Below are 23,959 nucleotides of genomic sequence, written 5' to 3'. Positions count from 1 at the left end.
GTGGTGATCACCGCGACACCTTCGGCCGATACTGCGCCGCAGGATGCGGCGTGGCCAGCCGCGCACGTCCCGCACCGAATAATTTCTCGCGCAACGTGCCTTCCGCATAAGCGTGCTTGTAGCGCCCGCGTCGGGTCAATTCCGGCACCAGCATGTCCGCGATATCTTCGAAATCGCCGGGCGAGACCGCAAAAGGAATATTGAGTCCATCGACATCGGTCGTTTCGAACCAGGCCTCGATGTCGTCGGCGACTTTGTCGGGCGTGCCGACGAAGACAGGCCCGATGCCACCGATGCCGACATGCTCGGCGACCTCGCGCACTGTCCATACGCGATCCGGATCGGCGCGCGTAATATTATCCATGGCCGTGCGGCCGGCATCGTTGGTGACATGGCGCACTTGCTGGTCGAGCGCGTAGGTCGAGAAGTCGACACCGGTCCAGCCGGACATCAGCGTCAGCGCCCCCTCCGCGCTGATATGGCGCCGATAGTCCTCGTATTTCGCTTTGGCCTTCGCCTCGGTCTCTCCAAGGATCACGGTGAACATGCTGAACATCAGAATGTCCGCGGGCTTGCGTCCCTGCGCCGCGGCCAATTCGCGGATTGCTTTCACCCGCGGCGCGATCACCTTGGCCGAAGGTCCCGACATGAACACGCATTCGGCGTGCTGCGCCGCGAATTGCCGTCCGCGCGGCGAGGTGCCGGCCTGGTACAGCACGGGCGTGCGCTGCGGCGACGGTTCGCTCAGGTGGATCGCATTGAGCCGGTAGTTCCTGCCCTCATGCGTGACGCGATGCACTTTGGAGGGATCGGTGAAGACGCCGCTGATACGGTCGCGCAGCACGGCGCCATCTTCCCAGCTTCCTTCCCAGAGCTTGTAGACCACTTCCATATATTCATCGGCGATGTCGTAGCGGTCGTCATGCGCGGTCTGCTTGTCTTTGCCCGCGCCGCGCGCGGCGCTGTCGAGATAGCCGGTGACGACGTTCCAACCAATCCGGCCTTCGGTCAGATGGTCGAGCGTCGACATCCGCCGCGCAAACGGATAGGGCGGCTCGAAGGAAAGATTGCTGGTGACGCCGAAACCAAGATTTTTGGTCACCGCGGCCATCGCCGAGATCAGGAGCAGCGGCTCGTTCGCCGGCGTCTGCGTGGCATTACGCAGCGCGGCATCGGGGCTGTTGCCGTAGACGTCATAGACGCCGAGCACGTCGGCCAGAAACAGGCCGTCAAATCGGCCGCGCTCCAGCGTCTTCGCCAGATCGAGCCAATAGGGGAGGCGGTTGTACTCAGCCGTGCGATCGCGCGGATGCGTCCACAGTCCCGGCGACTGGTGCGCGACACAGTTCATGGCGAAGGCATTGAGCCGGATTTCTTTGGGCATGACAGACCAGGGAACCGAAACGCGGGATCGCGACTGAATTGTTACATCGGGGCTCGCTTTGGCAATACAAATCTGGCACGGGAATTGCCACTGACGGGCGCCGCCGTGTATCGATGCGGTGCCGACAAAGTAGTTTACGAAGGACGACATGACCAGAAACGACGCCATCGCACATGCGCGAGAGCAGCTCCGCTCCGGCGAATTTTTGCGCGAACTCGATCGCAGGGTGGCCTACAAGACCGAAAGCCAGAATGCCGCGCGCAGCGACGTGCTGCGGGCGTATCTGGAAGACGAGCTCAAGCCGACCTTTGCCGCGCTCGACTTCGAGAGCCGGGTCGTCGAATCCCCCAGCGGCAAGTCGCCCTTCCTGGTCGCATCGCATCAGGAAGATGCGTCCGCGCCGACCGTGCTGATCTACGGCCATGGCGATGTCGTCGATGGCATGGTCGGCGAATGGCGCGACGGCTTGAACCCTTGGGCGACGACACAGGTCGGTAACCGCGTCTATGGCCGCGGCACCGCCGACAACAAGGGCCAGCATTCGATCAATCTCGCGGCCTTGCGGGCCGTGCGCAAGGCGCGTAGCGGCAAGCTCGGCTTCAATGCCAAGTTCATCATCGAGATGGGCGAGGAGATTGCCTCTCCAGATCTCGGCAAGGTCTGCGCCTCCTTGCGCGACGAATTGAAGGCCGACGTCTTGATCGCGTCCGACGGGCCGCGGCTGTCGGCGGATCGCCCGACGCTGTTTCTCGGCTGCCGCGGCGGCTATCGCATCCACCTTGACGTCAACCTGCGCGAGGGCGCGCATCACTCCGGCAATTGGGGCGGCGTGCTCGCCAATCCCGCGACGATCCTGGCCAATGCGATCGCGACGCTGGTCGATGGCCGCGGGCGGCTGTTGATGGAACAGCTCAAGCCCCCGCGCCTCTCCAACCAGATCCGGCAGTGGCTCGCCGACGTCAAGGTCGAGCCCACGGCGGATGAGCCGGCGCTGTCGGAGAACTGGGGCGAGGAAGGCCTCTCCGCCGCCGAACGGCTTTATGCCTGGAATACGCTGGAGGTGCTGGCGATCTCTGCCGGCAACGTCGACAATCCCGCCAACGCCATTCCGGGACGGGCGCGCGCCGTGCTGCAATTGCGCTTTGTGGTCGGCACCAGGATCGATGATCTGATCGAAGCCATTCGCGCCCATCTGCACGAACACGGCTTTCCGATGATCGAGGTCTCGGGCGCGCAGCGCTTTGCCGCTTCGCGGACCGATTTCGACAGTCCCTGGATCAAATGGGCGGCGGATTCGATCCAAAAGACATCAGGAAAGGCGCCGGCCGTGCTGCCGAATTTCGGCGGCTCGCTGCCCAACGACGTGTTTTCCGACACGCTCGGCCTGCCGACGCTGTGGGTACCGCATTCCTACCCCGGCTGCTCGCAGCATGCGCCCGACGAGCACATTCTGCTCCCGGTGACCGAGGAGGCGCTCGGCATCATGGCCGGCCTGTTCTGGGATCTCGGCGAGATGCCGCGCCCGCTCGGGAAAGGGCATTGAGATGGCGCTGGCTCACGTCGAGCAGGACGAAGGCACACGCGTGGCCGGTGCCCGGAAAAATGTCACCAGGCTGATCGCCGCCACCTCAATCGGCAATGCGCTCGAGTGGTTCGACATCGCCATTTATGGCTACTTCGCGGTCTATATCTCCAAGGCCTTCTTCCCGGCCGACGATCCGACCACCTCGCTGCTGCTGACCTTCGGCACGTTCGGCCTGTCGTTCCTGATCCGCCCGATCGGCGGCGTCATGCTCGGCGCCTATGCGGACCGTCGCGGCCGCAAGGCCTCGCTGATGGTTTCGATCGTGATGATGACCTTGGGCACGCTGGCGGTCGCGCTGATGCCGACCTTTGCGACCATCGGCGTGCTGGCGCCGCTTGCGGTCATCCTCGCCCGCCTGGTGCAAGGCTTTTCCGCCGGCGGCGAGTTCGGCTCGTCGACTGCCTTCCTGGTTGAGCACATGCCGCATAGGCGCGGATTCGTCGCGAGCTGGCAATTTGCCAGCCAGGGTCTCAGCGGCCTGCTAGGGGCCGGCTTCGGCGCGCTGTTGACGGCGGTGCTGTCTCCCGCCGATCTGCAGGCGTGGGGCTGGCGCATTCCGTTCCTGTTCGGCGTCCTGATCGGGCCGGTCGGCATCTATATCCGCAACCACATCGATGAGCCGCCGGCGCAAGCCGCAGCCAAGCATGGTTCCCCGATCGGACAAGTCCTGAAGGAGCAGAAGCTGCGCGTCATTCTCGCGATCGGCGCGCTCGCGGTCTCGACCGCGGTCAACTACCTCATCGTCTTCATGCCGACCTATGTGGTGAAGACGCTCAATCTGCCGCCGTCGGTCGGCTTCATCGCGGCGTTCGCCGGGCAGACCGCGGTCATGCTGCTGTCGCCGATCGCCGGCGCCGTCTCCGACCGGATCGGACGCACCACGCATATGATCACCTGCGGCGCGCTGCTCCTCTTCTTCATCTTCCCGACCTTCCTGTTGCTGACGGGGCACCCGACGCCCGCCCTCGTCGTCATCGGGGTGCTGTGGCTCGGTGTCCTGAAGGGGCTCTATTACGGGCCGCTGGCGGCACTGATGTCGGAACTGTTTCCGCCCGGCACGCGGGCGACGGGGCTCGGCCTGAGCTACAATATCGGCGTCACCCTGTTCGGCGGCATGGGGCCGGCGACCATGACCTGGCTCGGCAGCTTTGCGCTGATCGGCGATCTTGCCCCCGGCTACTACCTCACCGGTATTGCCATCTTGAGCCTGTTCGCGCTGGTGACCATCCGGCGGGCATCCGCGGATGCTTTCGGGGCCTGACCCGCCGAAAGTCACATTTCTATTCTGGCCCGGTTTGTGCAAGCATTCCGCCAATCCAAGAAGGGGGAGTCATCATGAAGCGTTTGGATATCCTTGCCCTCGCGGTCGCGGCCGCATTTTGCGCCGGCTCGGCCAAGGCCGAGGAGCTGACGGGGACGCTGAAGAATATCAAGGACACCGGCACGATCACGCTTGGCTATCGTGAGTCCTCGATCCCGTTCTCCTATCTCGACGACAACCAGAAGCCGATCGGCTTCGCCATGGACATCTGCTACCGGATCGTGGATGCCGTGAAGAAGGAGCTCAAGCTCGACAAGCTCGACGCAAGCTCGAGCCGGTGACCTCGTCGAACCGCATCCCGCTGCTCGCCAACGGCACCATCGATCTCGAATGCGGCTCGACCACCAACAATGCCGAGCGCCAGAAGCAGGTCGCGTTCACCTATACGCATTTTCTCACGGCGAGCCGCTATGTCTTCAAGAAGTCGAGCAATCTCAAGTCAATCGATGACCTGAAAGGCAAGTCGGTGGTCTCGACCGCCGGCACCACCAACATCAAGCAGCTCACCGAGGCCAACGCCGCGCGCAAGCTTGGCGCCAACATCATTCCGGCCAAAGACCATGCCGAGGCGTTTCTGATGGTGGAGACGGATCGCGCCGTCGCGTTCGTGATGGACGACATTCTGCTGGCGAGCCTGGTCGCCTCATCGAAAGATCCTTCCATTTACGCGATTTCCAAGGACGCGTTCTCCACGCCCGAGCCTTACGGCATCATGCTGCGCAAGGACGATCCGGCGTTCAAGAAGGTGGTCGATGCCGCGGTGGCCGCGGTCTATACCGGCGGCGAAGGCCAGAAGCTCTATGACAAATGGTTCATGTCGAAGATCCCGCCCAGGGGCTTGAACCTGAACACGCCGATGTCGCCGGAGCTGAAGGCTGAATTCGCCAAGCCGTCGGATTCGCCGGACCCGGCCTCCTACAGGGTGGAGTAGGCCCCGATGAGGGGAGGCGGCTGCTCACGTGATGGCGGGCTATCACATGGGCGGTGCCGAAGCTTCACCTCTCCCGTAGGGAGAGGTCGGGGCGCATCGAAAGATGCGATCCAGGTGAGGGGTTACGGTCTCGACCGAGAACTGCGGCCCCTCACCCGGATTGCTCCGCAATCCGACCTCTCCCCGCTGGGGAGAGGTGAACCTGGACGCGGCTACCTGAGCCCCTCAAGCGGAAAGCTCCCGTGAACTATCACTGGAACTGGCACATCTTCTTTGAACCGAACCCGACCGGGGCCGGCACCTATCTCGACATGCTGCTGTCGGGACTGTGGCTGACCATCGAGACCTCGATTTGCGCCTGGGTGATTGCGCTGATCTTCGGCTCGGTCGTCGGCGTGATGCGCACGCTGCCGTCGAAGGCGGCGTCCTGGTTCGGCTTCGCCTATGTCGAATTCTTCCGCAACATGCCGCTTCTGGTGCAGATCTTCCTGTGGTTCTTCGTGCTGCCGGAGCTGCTGCCGCACGCCTGGGGCCTGTGGCTGAAGCAGCTTCCGTATGCGCCGTTCTATACGGCCGCGATCGGAATCGGCCTGTTCATGTCGGCGCGCGTTGCCGAGCAGGTGCGGGCGAGCATCGGCGCGCTGCCGCGCGGGCAGAAGCAAGCCGCGACCGCGCTCGGGCTCACCACGGCGCAGACCTATACTTACGTGCTGCTGCCGATCGCCTACCGCATCATCCTGCCGCCGCTCACCTCCGAGTTTCTCAACACCATCAAGAACACTGCGGTCGCCATCACCATCGGCCTGCTAGAGCTGACCGGCGAGGCGCGCTCGATGCAGGAATTTTCCTTCCAGGTGTTCGAGGCCTTTACCGCCGCGACCGTGATGTACCTCCTGATCAATATCGTCGTCGTCACCGCGATGCGCATCGTCGAGCGGCGTGTCGCGATCCCCGGCTACATCGCGGGGAAATGAGCATGTTCGGCAATTTCGATTTCGACGTCATCGCCCGCGCGCTGCCCTATCTATTCCGCGAGGGCATGGTCTTTACCCTGACGCTGACCGCGCTCTCGGCGCTCGGCGGAATCGTCGTGGGGACGCTGATCGCGCTGCTGCGGCTGTCCGGCTTCCGGCTGTTGTCCCGCATCGCCGCGCTCTATGTCGATCTGATACGCTCGCTGCCGCTGGTGCTGGTGATCTTCTGGTTCTATTTCCTGGTGCCCTATATCGGACAATGGCTGACCGGCGCGGCGCGGCCGATCAAGGTGGGCGCCTTCGCCTCCTCGCTCATTACCTTCATCATGTTCGAGGCGGCCTATTACTCCGAGATCATGCGCGCCGGCATCCAGTCGATCTCGAGGGGGCAGCCGGCGGCGGCGCAAGCCTTGGGCCTGACCTACGGCCAGACCATGCGTTACGTCGTGCTGCCGCAGGCCTTCCGCAACATGCTGCCGGTGCTGCTCACGCAGACCATCGTGCTGTTCCAGGACACCTCATTGGTCTATGTGGTGTCGATCCCGGACTTTCTGGGTGCGGCGAGCATCGTCGGGCAGCGCGACGGGCGACTGGTGGAAATGTACCTGTTCGCGGCGCTGGTCTACTTCGTCATTTCCTGTGTCGCGTCATTTGGCGTCCGCCAGCTGCAGGCACGCATCGCCATTGTCCGCTAAGCGAGGGCGCATGATCGAGATCAACCACGTCAGCAAATGGTACGGCCCGCTGTTCCAGGCGCTGAAGGATTGCACAACCTCCGTGGCCAGGGGCGAGGTCGTGGTGGTCTGCGGTCCGTCCGGCTCGGGCAAATCGACGCTGATCAAATGCGTGAACGCGCTGGAGCCGTTCCAGCAGGGCAAGATCATCATCGACGGCATCAGTCTCACCGATCCCAAGACCAACCTGCCGAAGCTGCGCGCCCGGGTCGGCATGGTGTTCCAGCATTTCGAGCTGTTTCCGCATTTGCGGATCATCGACAATCTTTGCCTGGCGCAGGAGAAGGTGCTCGGCCGCTCGCACGACGAGGCGGCGGCCAAGGCCATGAAGCTGCTCGAGCGCGTCGGCCTGACGACCCATGCGCGCAAATACCCCGCCGAGCTTTCCGGCGGCCAACAGCAGCGCGTCGCGATTGCGCGCGCGCTCGCCATGGACCCGATCGCCATGCTGTTCGACGAGCCGACTTCGGCGCTCGACCCCGAAATGATCAGCGAGGTCCTGGATGTCATGGTGGATCTCGCGCGCGAGGGCATGACGATGATGGTCGTCACCCACGAAATGGGTTTCGCCAGCAAGGTCGCGCATCGCGTGATCTTCATGGACCAGGGCGAGATCGTGGAGGACACGCCGAAGGCGGATTTCTTCGGCAAGCCCCGCAGCGACCGCGCGCAGAAGTTTTTGTCGAAGATCCTGTCGCACTGACGCCCACCGTCATTCCGGGGCGCTCGCGGAGCGAGCGAACCCGGAATCTCGAGATTCTCATGTGCGCAATTGCGCACCATAGTTCGGTGCTTCGCACCGCCCCGGAATGACGTCGAGAACGTTTATCGGCGTCCAAGGGTTTATCGGCATTGACGATTGTCCTATACGTTCTCATCACAACCAACTCCGGTCCCCACAGGAGACATTCGCTTGGACCCCATCGCTTACGTCAACGGCTCGTTTGTGCCGCTCTCGGAGGCCAAAGTGTCGATACTCGACCGCGGCTTTCTGTTCGCCGACGGCATTTATGAGGTCTCGGCTGTGCTCGATGGCAAGCTCGTCGACAACGCTTCGCATTTGGCGCGGCTGCAGCGCTCGGTCGGCGAAATCTCGCTCGAGCTGCCGGAGAGTTTGGAGCGGATCGAAGAAATCCAGAAGGAGCTGATCGCGCGCAACAAGCTCGAAAGCGGCCTGGTCTATCTCGAGGTGACGCGCGGCGCGGACAAGGGCCGCGATTTTGCCTTTCCCAAGGGCCTCAAGCCGACGCTGATCATGTTCACCTCGGTGAAGGACATCATCAACGCGCCTTCCGCCAGGACCGGCATCGCCGTGATTACGGTACCCGATATCCGCTGGGAGCGGCGCGACATCAAGAGTGTTGCGTTGCTCGCGCAGGTGCTTGCCAAGCAGGCCGCGGCCGAAGCCGGCGCGGCCGAAGCCTGGATGATCGAGGACGGCATGGTGACCGAAGGCGGCTCGTCTTCGGCATTCATCCTGACGCAGGACAACGTGCTGGTGACGCGGCACAACAGCAACGAGATTCTACCCGGCTGCACGCGGAAAGCGGTAGTGAAGCTCGCACAAGAGCGCCAGCTCCGCATCGAGGAGCGGCCGTTTTCGGTCTCGGAGGCGCTCGCAGCCAAGGAAGCTTTCGCCACCAGCGCCAGCCTGTTCGTGCAGCCGGTGGTCTCCATTGACGGCAAGCCGGTCGCCGACGGCAAGCCGGGCGCGATGACGAACCGACTGCGCGAGATCTATATCGAGTTCGCGCGGGCAACGGCAGTGTGATCCTCTGACGGAGCGTCTCGTCTCAGGTCGTCGCTCGATGGGACCCTCGGACGAGGTTACCTCGTTCCCAAATCTTGTGCGAAGCGCAGGAGATAGCCATCAGGATCCTGCACCAGGAATTGCCTGTTGCCGCGCTCCTCTCCTTTGTTGACTGGGAGAGCTTTGACGACGGCTCCTGACCCAGGAGCATGATCCGGAAAACTGGAAACCGGTTTTCCGAAAAGATCATGCTGCATCACTTCGTCGGTGACGTAGGGTTCATCCGCTCGGTCGATAACAGGCGCGATCAGGACGATGCCGTGGTTGCGAGGCCGGCAATCGAGGCAATCTTCAGTTGGATGGACCGCATGGCGGCAAATGAAATGCGCTTCAAGAAAATCTCCCAGCTCCTGCAGGAATCTCTTGCCGCGCCAGAGTTAGGTGCCAGCGACCCTTTCAGGGGTGAATTTCCTGGCGCGTAGCATTACAGTGCACCGCACAATAATTCCACAAAGTGATGCTGACTTACCGGCGCCTGCACGAAGGCCCGCCGAACCGAAGCCGCATCGCCCGAGAGAAAGCGGTACGCCAGGTTGCTTGCTCGTGCTCGTTGCATTCGGGCAACATTCCTTCGATAAATTGACGGCCAGCAGTTTTCGCCATGGCGCGGCCATTATCGTGATCCGAACAATTAGCGACGTCGCATGCTTGGCTGTGCAATCTGGCCCAGATGGAGGCTGCGATCATGAGGCCGCGGCGATTTGCGATAGTGACGCCGGCGTTGTGCGGAACGGTCGTTCTCGCGGCCTCGCTTGTCGCGTGGCTCGCTGGCTTCGGTTCGGCCGCCATCGAGAACACTGGCGCAGCCGCAGTGGTGGAGCGACGCGCCCCCTCTCTCACGGCCGACGCCGAGCCCTTGGACGTACCGCGGGCAACCCCAATGGCAAACGCCGCTGCTGCTGCTGCTGGCGCCCCGGCGACAGCCACTGAACCGCTCACGGGAACGGCCGCCGAGACGACGGCACCGCCGAATGAGTCGGAAACGATCGCCCAGGGCGCGTTGACCGCGTCGCCGCAGATGCCGTCCCCGGAAACGCCGCCCGTGCAGGTGGCGACGGCAGCCGCCTCCGATCCGGTGCCTGGCGACAAGGAAGCGGCGAGCTCCAGCGGAATTCTCGATGAGTGCCTGGCAGGGGACGCCTGTATCGACCGATACCTGTGGGCGCTTTACGAGCGCACGCCCAAGGAGGACACCATCAAGGTGCAGGAGCGGAGGAAGGTGACGGTCAAGAAGAAGGGCAAAACGATCAGCGTCACCAAAACAGTTACCAAGCTTGTCGACGAGGAGTTCGCCTGGAAGGACGTGAAGGCGGCCGAAAGAGCCGGCATGCCCATGCCGGACTACGTGATCGGAGGCATGGATCGGAGCTTCAAGCTGAGGCTCTTTCACGCGCTTTACGCGGCAGAGCAGGCCGGACTGTCGCCTGGCATCACCAGCGCGTTCCGCGATGATTACCGCCAATCGATTGCAAGCGGCCTGACGGCGGCGACGAACAGGTCGTATCACGGCGGAAGCTTACGCGGCGGCTATGGCCATGGGCTTGCGGCCGATATCGTGAGCGTCAAAGGCGGCACGCGGGCGGAGCGGTGGATCTCCACTGAAGTTCTTTGGAAATGGATCGATGCACACGGGGGCGAATTTGGAATCGGGCGACCGTACCTTGATAGAGACCCGCCGCATGTGGCGCCGATCGACGGCAAGGAATATGCCGCCCACCGCGGCGGGACAAAACTTCAACACATTGCATCGGAGACGAAGAAGCACAAGCGACTGGCTGTGCGGGACGACCGTAGCACTGGCAAACGCCCGAGGACCGCAAGGTCGTCGAAGGTGAGAACGATCTGATCCGTTCAAGCACAGATCCAATACGATGCGGACCGTGCTACAAGGTTGAAGCGGCCAGCGATCTCACAAGCCGCTGCTGCTCGCTCTGGCGGGAGCGCCGGCGGTTAGACAAAACAGGGAGGCGATTTCTGACCGACTAAGCAGAATGCGGAACAGTTCCATCATCGTGCAAAAATACGGCGGCGCCTGCCTTGAAACACCGGAAAAAATCCGCGCGGTCGCGAGCGCTCTCGCCGATTTGCACAGCCGCGGTCATCGTGTCGTGGCGATCGTTTCGGCGATGGGGCGGACCACCGACGAACTGATCAAGATGGCCTATCAGGTCAGCCCGCATCCCAATCGCCGTGAACTCGACATGTTGCTGACCACGGGCGAGCGCATCAGCATGTCGCTCATGAGCATGGCGCTCGCCGATCTCGGCGTGCCGGCCATCAGTTTTACCGGCAGTCAAGCCGGAGTGATGACCGATGACTCGCATTCCTCCGCGCGCATTCTGGATGTGCGGCCCATTCGCGTGCGCGAAGAACTCGACCGCGGACGCGTCGTCGTGTTGGCGGGCTTTCAGGGCGTGAATCCGGTAACCAAGGAAATCACCACCCTGGGACGGGGCGGCAGCGATACCACGGCGGTCGCCATGGCGGCCGCGCTAAAGGCCGACTGCTGCGAAATCATCAAAGATGTCGACGGGGTTTGCTCGGCCGATCCGCGCATCGTGGCGAATGCAAGACCCTTGCGTCAGCTTGATTTTGCGTCCCTGTCCGAAATGTGTTTTTGGGGCGCCAAGGTCTTGCATTTTCGCAGCGTCGAGTTGGCGCAAAGCCAAAATGTAGTTTTGACCGTTAAAAAATGGGGCGCCGCCGAACACAGCACCGAGGTTATGAAGGAGGTCGCGGGGATGGAAAGCGGAAAAGTCCTGGCCGTCAACTCGTTGGCTCGCATCGAGCACGTCGAGATCGATTCGGCTGATCTCAATCAGGGCTTTGCGAAATTCGCCGAGCATCTCAAGCAAAACGGCTTATCTTGGCCGCAGCTCCTCGCCTCGGCTTTCTCCGGCGGAAAAACGCGCATCATGATGACCTGCGACCCGGAGTCGCTCGACACTTTGCTGCGCACGCTCGAAGGCAGCAAAGGCCTGCGCAAACAGCGCGAGACCTTGAGCTCGGTGAGCCTCACCTGCTTCGGCGGCGTCTCTTCCGAGCTGCCATTCCGGGCAATTCAGATCCTGCAACAGGACGGGATCACCGTCGACAAATATCTCCTGTCGCCGCATTCGGTGAATCTGTTTGTTTCCGTGGAAAGCCGCGAGGCCGCGGTCAAGGCGTTGCACTCGCTGATCTGACAAGCGCGTTCGTGGACGCGGCAAAGCTGCGAGCGCGCGCAAGTGAGTTCAATTTTGCTTTGGCCCTTGCCTGGACGCAGCTTCGCAGCCTCGCATTTTCGTGCGCGCAAAGAGAAGTTTTCGGAGCGGAATCAAGCGTGTGGAGGCGTTCAAGACGGCGGCGCAAAAATATTCTGCTTTCTTTTTTTCCGAACTCGGTGATTACTGCATCCATCCCGCCTCGATGAGGGGCGTACGCGTCGTCACGGACGTTGAGTGCGGGATGCGGTGGACGCGTTAGTGCCGATGGACGTGCGGCACCAGCGCGGACGGCGAAGCCGCGTGGTCTGGCGCCCCATGGCTGGCGCTAAGGTCGCGACGATGCTTCTCGCATCGCGCGGCTGACGGTGACAACAACGTCTGGTTCACCGGGGAGAGCGCGGAGTAAGCCGTAAAACCACTGTGCAGGGAATGCCGGGCTGTCTCGGCTGAACCTGTGGTCAACGCCCCGCGCACTTTTTTCGCGCGGGGGCCATGGGTGAGGCCAGCACCCGGCATTCCCTGCGCCCTCTTTGATTTTCGAGAGGGTGATCTTTGGCAAAGCTCGGGCGCGAACTGCGCCGCGGGAATGCGGAGTCGCATCCTCTCGTCATTGCGAGCGAAGCGAAGCAATCCAGAGCCTCGCGGCGACTCTGGATTGCTTCGTCACTTCGCTCCTCGCAATGACGCCACCCGCTGTTTTGACAATTGAATAGGGACGAACAACTTCCCGACTCCTCACGCCGGGCTCACAGCCTTCGCCTTTACCGGCGGCATCGCGCGGAAGGAGATCGCCAGCCTGTTCCAGGCGTTGATGGCCGCGATCAGCATGGTGAGGTTGACGGTCTCGGCTTCCGAGAACTGCGCGCGGACCTGCGCGTAGACGTCGTCCGGCGCGTGGGTTTCGGAGATCAGCGTCAGTGCTTCGGTCCAGGCCAGCGCCGCGCGTTCGCGCTCGCTATAGGCGGGTGCTTCGCGCCAGGCGTTCAAGAGATAGAGCCGCTGCTCGGTCTCGCCGTGCTTGCGCGCGTCCTGGGTGTGCATGTTGATGCAGAAGGCGCAGCCATTGATCTGGGACGCGCGGGTCTTGACCAGTTCGATCAGTGACTGCTCAAGGCCGCTGGATTGCACCTTCTTTTCCAGTGCGACGAGAGCATCGATGGTTTCGGGCGCGGCTTTGTAAAAGTCCATTCGGGGCTTCATGGTGGTCTCTCCTTGCTGTGAACGATTCAATGAGCGCCACCGGATTGCATGTGATCCGGCTTCTTGAGCAAAAGGCCTGCGATCAGCGCGACGATCAGCCCGGCACCGAGCAGATAGAAGGTGTCGCTGAAGGCCAGGATGAACGCCTGCTTCTGCACGACGTGCCCGATCGCGACGTAGGCACGATTGAGCGCATCGGCAGGGTTGGCGACGCCGTGGCTCATGAAATAATGCGTGAGCTGATCCAGCCGATTGCGGGTGGCCGGTTCTAACAGCGAGACCGACTGTGCCAGTACGTTAGAATGATACTGTTCGCGCTTGGTGAGGAAGGTCTGCAGCAGCGCGATGCCGACGGCGCCGCCGAGGTTCCGCATCATGTTGAACAGGCCCGATGCGGAACCGGCGTTCTCAGCCTCGATGCCCGCGGTGGCGACCGCCGACAGCGGCGTCATCGCCAGCGCCTGGCCGATCGCGCGCACCACATTGGGCCAGAAGAGCTGATCGGTCGCATAATCGGCGGTCATATAAATGTTCATGAAGTTGGAGGCGGCGAACAGCGCGAAGCCGATGGCGATCAGAATGCGCGGGTCGAGCCGCTTCATCAGGCGCGGCACCAGCGGAATCAGCACGAGCTGCGGCAGGCCGGTCCAGGCCAGCACCATGCCGATCTGCTCGGCATTGTAGCCCTGAATGCGCGACAGATATTGCGGCAGGATGAAAACCGAACCGTAGAGCGCGACGCCGAGCAGGAAGTTGGCAAGAATGCCGAAGCCGAAATTGCGGCGGAACAGCAGGCGCAAGTTGAGCAGCGGCTTCTTGGTCGTCAGCTCGATCACCAGAAACAGCGTCAGCGCGACCGCTGCGATCGCCGACAGACGGACGATAAAGGGCGAGCCGAACCAGTCATCCTTGTTGCCCTCTTCCAGCACGGTCTGCAGCGCGGCGAGACCGATCGCCATGGTGATGATGCCCGGCCAGTCGCCTTCGCGCAGCAGATGCAGCTTCATCGGTTTGGCCTCCAGCGAGACATAGAGCATGCCGACCATCAACGCGCCCGGGGCCAGATTGACATAGAAGATGTATTGCCAGCCCCAGTTCTCGGTGAGATAGCCGCCGATGGTGGGGCCGATCGCCGGGGCAAAGGTTGCAGAGAGCGCGAACAGGGCAAGGCCGATCGGTTGTTTTGCTTTCGGCAAGAGCGTGATGATCAGCGTGAAGGCCATCGGGATCAGCACGCCGCCGCTGAAGCCTTGCAACGCGCGGATCGCGATCATCTGCGGCAGGTCCTGAGCCAGCGCGCAGGCCGCGGAAAACGCCAGGAACAGCACGGCGTTGGTCAAAAGATAGATGCGGACCGAGAACACCTGGGCGAGCCAGCCGCTCAAGGGGATCACCACGATCTCGGCGATCAGATAGGAGGTCGAGATCCAGCCGCCATCGTCGATGCCTGCGCCGATCGCGCCCTGGATGTCCGCAAGAGACGCGTTGACGATCTGGATGTTGAGCACCGCCATGAACGCGCCCAGCGTTGCCCCCAACACGGCGATCCAGGTCTTCGCGGAGACGCTCGGAGCCATCGGCGGCGCTGCGGTCGAGGTCCGGACTTCACTGGTCTTGTCCGTGGGCCCGAGGGCGGCTTGGAGCGCGGTCATGGATGTCTCCTCTCGTCTTGGCGAGGAAGATGCATTGAAGCAGGGAGTTCGATAATTGGACAAAAGCGCGAAGGACTATCCGGCGGGACTTGAAGATCTCGGCTCTCGCGCACCCGCTAGCTGCCGTGGCGGACGGAGACGGGATTGGCGGCAAGCTGGCTATGACGCTCGCGCTCGGCAAGCACGGTCGCCTTGGTGTCGACGGTCGGCTCGGCCGACATGCCGGGGCGCAACAGTCCGGTCAGGCTGTGATCATCGAGCACGATCTTCACGGGCACGCGCTGCACGACTTTGGTGAAATTACCGGTGGCATTGTCGGGCGGCAGCAGTGCGAATTCGAGGCCGCTCGCGGGCGACAGGCTGTCGACATGGCCGCGTAGCTTGTGGCCGGGGAAGCTGTCGATCCGCAGCTCAACGGGCTGGCCGTCGCGCACGTAAGTGAGTTGGGTCTCCTTGAAATTCGCAACGACATAGATCGCGTCGAGCGGCACGACCGCCATCAACTGCGTTCCCGCCTGCACATATTGGCCGACGCGCAACGAACGCGCGCCGACGGTGCCGTCGACCGGGGCGGTGATCCGTGTGTAGGAGAGATTGAGCGCCGCCTGCTGCTCCACCGCGCGGGCGTGGGCAAGCTGAGCGACTGCCTTGGCCCGTTCGGTCGAAAGCACGTCGAGCTTCTTGTTGGCCGCCATCAGCGCGGCCTTGCCCTGCTGCAATTGCGCCGCGCTGGCGCGCAGCGCGGCGTCAGTCTGCTGCGCGCGTTGCACCGTGCCGGCGCCGGTCTTCATCAAGTCGTCGTAGCGGGTGCGTTCCTGCTGGGCGAACTTCAGATTGGCGTCGGCGGCGTCGACCTCGGCCTCCTGCTGCTGAATGATCGGCTGCTGCAACTCGATCTGCGCATCGAGGTTGCGCACGGCGGCTTCGGACGCCGCAACATCGGCCTGCGCCTGGTTGAGCGAGGCCTTGAAGTCGCGGTCGTCGATGCGGGCAAGGAGTTGGCCGGCCTTCACCGGTTCATTATCGGAGACCGCAACCTCCGCGATATAGCCAGATACCTTCGGCGCCACGATCGTCGAATCGGCTTTGACGTAGGCGTCGTCGGTGGTCTCCAGATAGCGACCGGTGGTGAGATAGCCGTAACCAAGGTCGGCCGCGGCGGCGACCCCAAGCGTCAATGCCAGGACAAGGCCGGTCCGCTTGATCGCCGACCGGGATAGGCGAAGGCGGGTTTTCCCTTTTTCTTCAGAGACATAAGACGCCGTCGACATGACACCCTCCAAAACCTTTTGGACAGCGGCCAACGCCGTGGCCGCTGCCTCACGGCAAGCAAGATGCAATGTCCCCTCCGGTCTGATAATCTCCTAAAAACGGGAAGCATTATCCAGCAGAAGAAAACAATCAGAGGGCGCCGATGGACCGGCTTACGAGCCTCACCACCTTCGTCGGGGTCGTCGACAGCGGCGGATTTTCGGCCGCCGGACGCAAACTGAACATGTCGACCACCATGGTGAGCAATCACGTGCAGGCGCTGGAGGAGCGCCTCGGCGTGCGGCTGCTCAACCGTACCACGCGCAAAGTGAGCCTGACCGAAGTCGGCCGCGCCTATTACGACCGGGCCACGCAAATCCTCGCCGACCTCGAACAGGCCGACGATATCGCCAGCGCCCTGCAGTCGACGCCGCGCGGCACGCTGCGTGTGCATAGCGCGACCCACATGGTGCCCTTCATCGCGCCTGTTATCGGCGAGTTTCTCGCGACCTATCCGGAAGTGAAGGTCGATCTTCGCATGGGCGAGTCCAACGTCGATTTGATCGAAGAGGGCTTTGACGTCGCGTTGCGGATGACGCCCCCGCCCGATTCGAGCCTAATCGTGCGCAATCTCGCCACTTGGCGGCATGTGCTCTGTTGCTCGCACGGCTATCTCGAAAAGCACAATAGACCGGAACAATTATCCGACCTCGCCAGCCACAACTGCATTCGCCACCTGATGTATCCTTTTGGCGACGAGTGGCAGTTCGCGGACCGCAAGGGCGCGCCGGCAAAGGTGCGGGTGGCGGGCAGCCTCGTCACCAATAGCGGCGAAGCCTTGCGGATCGTCGCGCTGCAGGGCGTCGGCATTTGCCTCGCGGCGGGNTTTCTGGTGCACGACGATCTGGAGGCAGGTCGTCTGGTTCGGCTCTTGCCGGAATATCGACCGGTAGAGCTTTCGATGAGTGCGGTTTACCCGCACCGGCATCATTTGTCGGCGAAGGTGAGAACCTTCATCGACATGCTGGTGCACCACTCGGCCGAGCAGCAGAAACTGATCAATCCCTATTCGTGAGTGTCGTTAGGCGACTGCTTCAAGATCAGCTTCTGCACGCGCCAGTTCAGTAACTCCGCGGCGTAGAGCACATTCTCCGATGGACATGCCATCGCGTGAATCCAGCCGAACTGCTTGAGTTGTTTGCCGGACTGGCCGAGCACGCCGAGCACCTTGCCGTCGAGAGAAAGCTTGTAGATGCGGCCGGGCCAGGCATCGGAAGAATACAGCACCTGGTTCGGCGGCGGCGTGATGCAAATGGCCCACGGCGAGCCCGGCGCGAACGTGCCGCCTGCGATCATGGCTTCGTCGGGTATCTTGCCGATGGCTGGTCTGGCGTCCGATGGCACCGGCACGTCGATGGTGATTTGGCGGAGGAATTTTCCCTCGCCGTCGAACACCTGGATGCGCCGGTTGCCGCGATCAGCGACATAGACATTGCCCTGGGCGTCGGTCGCAATCGAGTGCGGCGTATTGAACTGGCCAGGCTCCTTGCCGCGGTCGCCCCAGGATTTCAGCCAGTTGCCGTCCTTGTCGACCTTGGCGACGCGCGAATTGATGTAGCCGTCGCTGATGAAAGTATCGCCGTCCTTGTCGAAGGCGACGTCGGTGACCTGCCGAAATCGGCCCTCTTCGGCGGGCAGAGGTGGCTTGGGATGTTTGAGCGGCCCGGTCTCTTCGTCGGAGGCCTCCTGCTTGCGGCCGAACACCATCAGGACCCGGCCGTCGGGATCGAATTTAATCACCATGTCCGAGCCCTTGTCGGTGACCCAGATGTTGTCGGCGGGATCGACCTTCACGGTGTGGGCGAACGACCAGGCATATAGGTTCTTGCCGATCTCGCCGATGAAATCGCCATTGGCATCGAACTCGAAGAGCTGCGCCGCAGCCGCCGCATAAGCAGGCCCGGAGGTGTTGCCGCGCGAGAGCACGAAAACATGGCCCTTGGAATTGACGGCGACGCCCGAGGCTTCGCCAAAATACACGTTGCGTGGCAGGTGAAGCGGATTGGGGACGGAATCGAAGGCTATGCTTGGGACCGATTGCTGCGCCAGCGCGGGCGACGCGATCAGCAGCAACAGGCCGAACAGTCCGCGTTTCATGCATTCCTCCCCGATCGTTTTGTTTGCCTTTTAGATGCGAGGCGGATGCTAGTCTCACCAAAGTCCGAACGTCCACGCAGAATGGCGCGCGGGCGTTCTTCGTCGGATGCATGGCGGAGAAGAGAAGGGTCAAGGAAGCGTGTGCTTTCAGCGAGGAAGATCCCATGGGCTTGCCAAGCAAGGGGCGGCTGAGCTGGTATCTGTTCGCGTTGGCAGCATGTGTGTCGCTGAGCTTGCTGCCGAACGGTCCTGCGCGCGCATCCTATCCTGAGCGCGATCGGTTGAACAAATCGGCTGCCAAGGCCGTGCAATCGGAAGCGTTCAAGAAGCTCAGCGTCAGTGAGGGCCTCGTCCTGGTGGCGCGTCCGCCGGACGAGCTCGATCGCTATTTTCGTGACCAGGAGGAGCACTGGCGTCACGTGATCGATCAGGCCGGCATCAAGGTCGAATAGACGACGGAGCTCGGCCGATCGCTCGATCACATTTTCGGCATCGCACGTTGCAATATAGTTCATTTGCCTCTAAGCCGCCGCCCAGTTCGTTGGATCAGAGAGGCCGGAGGAACCGGCTCGTTGCTGAGATCGCTGATGTGGATGTTGTTGCTGCTGCCGTTTATCGGTCTGTTGTGGGTGCCCTTCTACAATTTCAAAGACCCCGCGCTGTTCGGTTTCCCCTTCTTTTATTGGTATCAGCTCGCCTGGGTGCCGATTACCTCGGTTCTGATCTGGCTGGTTTACCGCAGCCAGCCGCATGACGAAGCTCGCTGAGAGGAGCCGTCATGTCCGTTGAGCTTGAGTGGGTCGCACTCTCGGTTTTCATTTTCTTCTTCGTGCTCGTCACGGTGATGGGCTTTCTGGCGGCGCGCTGGAAATCCGGTCCCGTGGATGCGCATCTTGACGAATGGGGACTGGGCGGCCGGCAATTCGGCACCTGGATCACCTGGTTTCTGGTCGGCGGCGATTTCTACACCGCGTATACCGTGATCGCGGTTCCCGCGCTGGTCTATGCTGTCGGCGCCTACGGCTTTTTCGCGCTGCCCTATACCATCATCGTCTATCCTTTTGTCTTCGCGGTCATGCCGCTGTTGTGGAAGGCTGCGCATGCCAAGGGCTATGTCACCGCGGCCGACGTCGTACACGGGACCTACAATTCGCGCGCCCTCGAGCTCGCCGTCGCCGTCACCGGCATCGTCGCGACCATGCCCTATATCGCGCTGCAGCTCGTCGGGATGGGCGCGGTCATCAAGGCCATGGGGCTTTCCGGCGAACTGCCGATCGTTGCGGCCTTCATCATCCTCGCGCTCTACACCTACAGCTCCGGCCTGCGCGCACCGGCCCTGATCGCCTTCGTGAAGGACACCATGATCTATATCGTGGTGCTTGCGGCCGTCATCATCGTGCCGGCGAAGCTCGGTGGTTATGGCGCGGTGTTTGCCGCTGCAGGTGACGCTTTTGACGCCAAGGGTGGGGCCACCGGCTTGATCCTGAAGGACTCGCAGATGCTGGCCTATGCCACGCTGGCGCTCGGTTCGGCCTTTGCCGCCTTCATGTATCCGCACACCTTGACCGGCGTGTTCGCTTCCAAGTCTGCCGATACCATCCGCAAGAATGCGATCCTGCTGCCGGCCTATACGCTGCTGCTCGGCTTGATCGCGCTGCTCGGCTACATGGCCCATGCCGCACACATCCAGGTCGCCTCGCCGAACGATGTGGTGCCGATGCTGTTCAAGACGCTTTTCCCGTCCTGGTTTGCGGGCTTTGCTTTCTCCGCCATCGCCATCGGCGCCTTGGTGCCGGCGGCGGTGATGAGCATCGGCGCCGCCAACCTGTTCACGCGCAACGTCTGGAAGACCTATCTCGATCCGAACATCACTCACGCCGGCGAGGCCTCGGTCGCCAAGATCACCTCGCTGATCGTCAAGGTCGGGGCGCTGGCCTTCACGCTGTTCCTGCCGGTGCAGTATGCCCTCGATCTGCAACTGCTCGGCGGCTTGTGGATCCTCCAGACATTTCCTGCGCTGGTCTTCGCCATCTATACCCGCTGGTTCCGCGCGGAAGGCCTGCTGCTCGGCTGGGCTGCCGGTATCGCGTGGGGCTCGTGGACGGCCTGGAGCAATGGCCTGAAGCCACTTGCGAGCATCAGCGTCGGCGGGGCGACCTACACGTTCTATGTCGGCCTCGGCGCGCTGATCCTCAACATCGTCGTTGCGGTGATCGCAACCGCGCTGTTGGCGTGGATTTCGCCCGCGGCCGATCGCAGCGTGGCGGTTCGTTCCTAGAACGCCAGTCGTCACGTCAGGCGCTCCGTCAACCGCGCCACGTCGGCCTTCACCTTGGGGATGGCGGCCGCCTTCACCGGACCGTAGCCGCGGATTTCCAGCGGCGCTCTGGCGATTGCGACGAGATCAGGAAGCTTGCCAAGCGAGAGCTGGCCAAGCATGGTTTCGATTTGCCGCTCGTACCATGCGATCAATTCCCGCTCGGCGCGCCGCTCCGCCGTATAGCCGAACGCATCGAGCGGGGTGCCGCGAAGGAATTTCAGGCGCGCGAGCAGCTTGAGCGGAAGCTGCATCCAAGGACCAAAGGCGCGCTTGCGCGGCCGCCCACGCGCATCCTTTTCTGCAGGCAGGAAGGGTGGCGCGAGGTGGTACCTGATCTTGAAATCGCCCTCGAACTCGCTCCGCAACGTGTCCAGAAAGCCGCTCTCCATGTGCAGGCGCGCGACTTCATATTCATCCTTGTAGGCCATCAGCTTGAACAGCGAGCGAGCAACGGCATCGGTTAAGGCTTCGCTGCCGAGCTCACGCTCGGCGCGGCGGATTCGTGCGACGATTGCCTCGTACCGAGCTGCGTAGGCGCGGTCTTGGTATTGCGCGAGGAATGCACTGCGTCGTCCGATGACCTCGTCGAGGGTCTCGGGAGTAGATTTTGCGCGGCGTACGGCGTTGGGGGGAAAACCCGGATCGCTTCGGGCAATGCGGCCCCATGCAAAAGCCTGCTTGTTACGCGCAACCGCAACGCCGTTGAGCTCGATCGCGCGCAGCAGCGCGGAGAGCGAGACCGGGACGAGCCCGTCCTGCCAGGCAAAGCCGAGCATCAGCATGTTGGCATAAACGGAGTCGCCGAGCAGTTCTTCGGCGAGCACATTGGCGTCGAGCGTCTTCAGGTTGCCTGTTCCGAGGACGCTTTCGATCGCGCCAAGGCGCGTCGCGCTCGCGAGATCCGCATCACGATGGCGCACTACATCGCCGGTCGGCATCTCCGCGGTGTTGACCGCGGCGCGCATGCCCTTGCGGTAGGTGCCGGAGGCTTTTGCCGACGAACTCACCACGAGATCGCACCCGATCAGGGCATCGGCAGCGCCCTGATCGATCCGCACCTGATGCAGTTGATCCGGCCTCGCCGCGAGGCGCAGATAGCTCAGTACGGGTCCGAACTTCTGCGCAAAGCCGGTGAAGTCGAGCACCGAGACGCCGCGGCCTTGAAGATGCGCCGCCATGGCGATGAGCGCGCCCACGGTGATGACGCCGGTGCCGCCGACCCCGGTCACCAGGAGATCATAGGGCTTCTCGAGATTTTGCAGCGCGGGTATCGGCAGCGTGGCTGCGCGCGCGAGCGGATCGAGATCGGAAGCCGTTTTTGCACGGCGCTTGCCGCCTTCGATCGTGACAAAGCTCGGGCAGAAGCCGTTGAGGCAGGAAAAATCCTTGTTGCAGGTGGAGAGATTGATCTTCCGCTTGCGGCCGAACGGCGTCTCCTTGGGCTCGACGCTGAGACAGTTCGATTCCACCGAGCAGTCGCCGCAGCCCTCGCAAACGAACTCGTTGATGTAGACGAAGCGGGCAGGGTCTGCCACCTGGCCGCGCTTGCGCCGGCGGCGCTTTTCGGTGGCGCAGGTCTGCTCATAGATCAGCACGGTGACGCCGGAGATCTCGCGCAGTTCGCGCTGCACGGCATCCAGTTCCTCGCGCGGATGGATGGTCACGCCGCGCGGAAAATCCTTCGCCGCAAACTTCGCCGGATCGTCCGAGACCAGCGCGATGCGCGATACGCCCTCGGCGCGGACGCTGTGGGCGATGGCATGAACGCTGATCGGACCATCGACGGGCTGCCCGCCGGTCATGGCCACCGCGTCGTTAAAGAGAATCTTGTAGGTGATGTTCGCGCCGGCCGCGATCGCCTGGCGGATCGCCATCGAGCCGGAATGGTAATAGGTGCCTTCGCCGAGATTCTGGAAGATGTGCTTGTGTCCGGCAAATTTCGAGGATGCCGCCCAGTTGACGCCTTCGCCGCCCATCTGAATCAGCGACGACGTCTCGCGATCCATCCAGCTCGCCATGAAGTGGCAGCCGATGCCGGCCAGCGCCTTCGAGCCTTCGGGCAGCTTTGTCGATGTGTTGTGCGGGCAGCCGGAACAGAAATAAGGCGTGCGCGTCGCGCCTTGCACCGTGATGACGCGCTGCTGCTCGGGCGTCAGTGCAGCGACGCGGTGCGCGAGCTGCAGCTCGGGGAAGATCGGATCGAGCCGGCGTGCCAGCACGTCCGCCAGCGCGCGCGGTGACAATTCGCCGATCCAGGATATCAGCCGCGCGCCGGTCTCGTCGTGCTTGCCGACCATGCGCTCGGGCTTTGCGCCCGGATAGTCGTAAAAATATTCCTTGAATTGGCTTTCGATGATGCCGCGCTTTTCCTCGACCACGAGGATCTCGCGCTTGCCGGTGACGAAGGCCATCGCGTCATGGAGCGCGAGCGGCCAGACCATGCCGACCTTGTAGATGTCGATGCCAAAATGGCGGCACGCCGCCTCGTCCAGGCCGATCAGCCGCATTGCCTCCATCAAATCGAGATGAGCCTTGCCTGTCGTGACGATGCCGTAGCTCGCGTCCCGAATGTCGTAGATGCGGCGATCGATCGGATTGGCTTTTGCGAATGCGTAGACCGCGTGCTTCTTCGCCTCCAGCCGCTCCTCGATCTGCGGCCCCGGCAGATCGGGCCAGCGATAGTGCAAGCCGCCGGGTGGCGGCGTGAAATCGGGCTTTTGGAACAAGCGCGGCGGACGCAGCTCGACCGAGGCGCCGGATTCTACGATCTCGGAGATCGCCTTGAAGCCGACCCACATGCCAGAGAAGCGGCTGAGCGCGTAGGCATATTCACCGAAGGCGAGATATTCGGCGACGCTCGCAGGATGCAGCGTCGGCATGAACCAGCTCATGAAGGCGACATCGGATTGGTGCGGCATCGAGGATGACACGCAACCATGGTCGTCGCCGGCCACCACCAGCACGCCGCCATGTGGCGAGGAGCCGTAGGCATTTCCATGCTTCAGCGCATCGCCGGATCGATCGACGCCGGGCCCCTTGCCGTACCAGAGGCCGAACACGCCGGCTACCCGCCGGTCGGCTTGCGTCTCGACCTGTTGCGAGCCCAGCACCGCTGTCGCGGCGAGGTCTTCGTTAACCGCCGGGAGGAACTCGATGCGATGAGTCTTCAGTTGATCCTTAATACGCCAGAGCTCGAGATCGATGCCGCCGAGCGGCGAGCCGCGATAGCCGGAGACAAAGCCTGCGGTGTCGAGTCCGGCCGCCCGATCGCGCCGCGCCTGATCCAGCACGATGCGTACGATCGCCTGCGTGCCGGTCAGGAACACGCGGCCGACTTCGCGGTCGTAGCGATCGGAGAGCTGATAGAGGTCGAGGGAGAGTCTGTCGTCCATGGCCGACCTCCGACATCAATGGCGTCGAATTCCGACGCTAAT

At 62.6% G+C, this 23,959-nt stretch carries 19 protein-coding genes and 2 pseudogenes; 14 read left to right on the top strand and 7 right to left on the bottom strand.

The features are described from left to right. Positions 1 to 7: 7 nt before the first annotated feature. Positions 8 to 1,384, bottom strand: a complete 1,377-nt coding sequence (locus tag F758_RS0125750) for an LLM class flavin-dependent oxidoreductase (RefSeq protein ID WP_024510581.1) — start codon at positions 1,382 to 1,384, stop codon at positions 8 to 10. A 148-nt stretch (positions 1,385 to 1,532) separates the two neighbouring features. Between F758_RS0125750 and F758_RS0125745 the strand changes: the two genes are divergently transcribed. From F758_RS0125745 to F758_RS0125715, 7 genes and pseudogenes are all read left to right on the top strand, one after another. Next, entirely contained in the window at positions 1,533 to 2,927 is a 1,395-nt protein-coding gene (locus F758_RS0125745; RefSeq protein ID WP_024510580.1) for a M20 family metallopeptidase, read from the top strand. A 1-nt stretch (position 2,928) separates the two neighbouring features. After that, the gene (locus tag F758_RS0125740; RefSeq protein WP_024510579.1) at positions 2,929 to 4,230 is read left to right on the top strand and encodes an MFS transporter; all 1,302 of its coding nucleotides are present in this window, start codon (positions 2,929 to 2,931) and stop codon (positions 4,228 to 4,230) included. A 74-nt stretch (positions 4,231 to 4,304) separates the two neighbouring features. Then, positions 4,305 to 5,221 (top strand): annotated as a pseudogene (locus F758_RS44545) (amino acid ABC transporter substrate-binding protein). A 242-nt stretch (positions 5,222 to 5,463) separates the two neighbouring features. Beyond that, positions 5,464 to 6,195: an amino acid ABC transporter permease gene (locus F758_RS0125730; protein ID WP_024510578.1), complete on the top strand. Its 732-nt coding sequence runs from the start codon at positions 5,464 to 5,466 to the stop codon at positions 6,193 to 6,195. 2 nt (positions 6,196 to 6,197) lie between these two features. Further along, positions 6,198 to 6,890, top strand: a complete 693-nt coding sequence (locus F758_RS0125725) for an amino acid ABC transporter permease (RefSeq protein ID WP_024510577.1) — start codon at positions 6,198 to 6,200, stop codon at positions 6,888 to 6,890. 10 nt (positions 6,891 to 6,900) lie between these two features. Continuing rightward, on the top strand, positions 6,901 to 7,632 hold the full coding sequence (locus tag F758_RS0125720) for an amino acid ABC transporter ATP-binding protein (RefSeq protein ID WP_024510576.1): 732 nt from the start codon (positions 6,901 to 6,903) through the stop codon (positions 7,630 to 7,632). A 210-nt stretch (positions 7,633 to 7,842) separates the two neighbouring features. Further along, positions 7,843 to 8,700 carry a D-amino-acid transaminase gene (locus tag F758_RS0125715; RefSeq protein WP_024510575.1) on the top strand — a complete coding sequence of 286 codons (858 nt, stop codon included), beginning with the start codon at positions 7,843 to 7,845 and terminating at the stop codon, positions 8,698 to 8,700. A 56-nt stretch (positions 8,701 to 8,756) separates the two neighbouring features. On the opposite strand, the pseudogene F758_RS52045 reads toward F758_RS0125715, so the two are convergent. Then, positions 8,757 to 8,840: pseudogene (locus F758_RS52045) on the bottom strand (bleomycin resistance protein); the annotation flags it as partial. A gap of 87 nt (positions 8,841 to 8,927) precedes the next feature. On the opposite strand from F758_RS52045, the gene F758_RS0125705 reads away from it, so the two are divergent. From F758_RS0125705 to F758_RS0125695, 3 genes are all read left to right on the top strand, one after another. Beyond that, the gene (locus F758_RS0125705; protein WP_084305651.1) at positions 8,928 to 9,161 is read left to right on the top strand and encodes a hypothetical protein; all 234 of its coding nucleotides are present in this window, start codon (positions 8,928 to 8,930) and stop codon (positions 9,159 to 9,161) included. A gap of 263 nt (positions 9,162 to 9,424) precedes the next feature. After that, entirely contained in the window at positions 9,425 to 10,585 is a 1,161-nt protein-coding gene (locus F758_RS0125700; protein ID WP_063614948.1) for a M15 family metallopeptidase domain-containing protein, read from the top strand. 166 nt (positions 10,586 to 10,751) lie between these two features. Further along, positions 10,752 to 11,924, top strand: a complete 1,173-nt coding sequence (locus tag F758_RS0125695; protein ID WP_245286592.1) for an aspartate kinase — start codon at positions 10,752 to 10,754, stop codon at positions 11,922 to 11,924. 756 nt (positions 11,925 to 12,680) lie between these two features. Here the strand turns inward: F758_RS0125695 and F758_RS0125690 are convergent. The 3 genes from F758_RS0125690 to F758_RS0125680 all read right to left on the bottom strand — a co-directional run bounded on the left by F758_RS0125690 (position 12,681) and on the right by F758_RS0125680 (position 16,068). Continuing rightward, a complete protein-coding gene (locus F758_RS0125690; protein WP_024510571.1) occupies positions 12,681 to 13,145 on the bottom strand; it encodes a carboxymuconolactone decarboxylase family protein in 465 nt (154 codons plus the stop codon). A gap of 26 nt (positions 13,146 to 13,171) precedes the next feature. After that, the gene (locus tag F758_RS0125685) at positions 13,172 to 14,722 is read right to left on the bottom strand and encodes an MDR family MFS transporter (protein WP_157450159.1); all 1,551 of its coding nucleotides are present in this window, start codon (positions 14,720 to 14,722) and stop codon (positions 13,172 to 13,174) included. A 191-nt stretch (positions 14,723 to 14,913) separates the two neighbouring features. After that, on the bottom strand, positions 14,914 to 16,068 hold the full coding sequence (locus tag F758_RS0125680; RefSeq protein WP_024510569.1) for an HlyD family secretion protein: 1,155 nt from the start codon (positions 16,066 to 16,068) through the stop codon (positions 14,914 to 14,916). Between the two features lie 143 nt (positions 16,069 to 16,211). Here F758_RS0125680 and F758_RS0125675 point away from each other — a divergent pair, with 143 nt between their 5' ends. Then, entirely contained in the window at positions 16,212 to 17,123 is a 912-nt protein-coding gene (locus tag F758_RS0125675; protein WP_024510568.1) for a LysR family transcriptional regulator, read from the top strand. On the opposite strand, the gene F758_RS0125670 is transcribed toward F758_RS0125675, so the two are convergent. After that, a complete protein-coding gene (locus F758_RS0125670) occupies positions 17,114 to 18,205 on the bottom strand; it encodes a peptidyl-alpha-hydroxyglycine alpha-amidating lyase family protein (RefSeq protein WP_024510567.1) in 1,092 nt (363 codons plus the stop codon). The genes F758_RS0125675 and F758_RS0125670 overlap by 10 nt on opposite strands. Positions 18,206 to 18,369: 164 nt before the next feature. Between F758_RS0125670 and F758_RS50940 the strand changes: the two genes are divergently transcribed. The 3 genes from F758_RS50940 (at position 18,370) to mctP (ending at position 20,483) form a co-directional block, all read left to right on the top strand. After that, positions 18,370 to 18,657 (top strand): hypothetical protein, encoded by a 288-nt coding sequence (locus tag F758_RS50940; protein WP_198026565.1) that lies wholly within the window; start codon positions 18,370 to 18,372, stop codon positions 18,655 to 18,657. 135 nt (positions 18,658 to 18,792) lie between these two features. Beyond that, positions 18,793 to 18,972, top strand: a complete 180-nt coding sequence (locus F758_RS0125660; RefSeq protein WP_024510565.1) for a DUF3311 domain-containing protein — start codon at positions 18,793 to 18,795, stop codon at positions 18,970 to 18,972. Between the two features lie 11 nt (positions 18,973 to 18,983). After that, complete coding sequence (mctP, locus tag F758_RS0125655; RefSeq protein WP_024510564.1) at positions 18,984 to 20,483, top strand: monocarboxylate uptake permease MctP; 1,500 nt, start codon at positions 18,984 to 18,986, stop codon at positions 20,481 to 20,483. A gap of 11 nt (positions 20,484 to 20,494) precedes the next feature. On the opposite strand, the gene F758_RS0125650 is transcribed toward mctP, so the two are convergent. Next, positions 20,495 to 23,917: an indolepyruvate ferredoxin oxidoreductase family protein gene (locus tag F758_RS0125650; RefSeq protein ID WP_024510563.1), complete on the bottom strand. Its 3,423-nt coding sequence runs from the start codon at positions 23,915 to 23,917 to the stop codon at positions 20,495 to 20,497. Positions 23,918 to 23,959 lie beyond the last annotated feature (42 nt).

This window comes from Bradyrhizobium sp. ARR65, from assembly GCF_000472385.1.
Classification (GTDB): domain Bacteria; phylum Pseudomonadota; class Alphaproteobacteria; order Rhizobiales; family Xanthobacteraceae; genus Bradyrhizobium.
The sequence above is the reverse complement of the archived record's forward strand: the minus strand, read 5'-3'. Positions and strand labels throughout refer to the sequence as shown.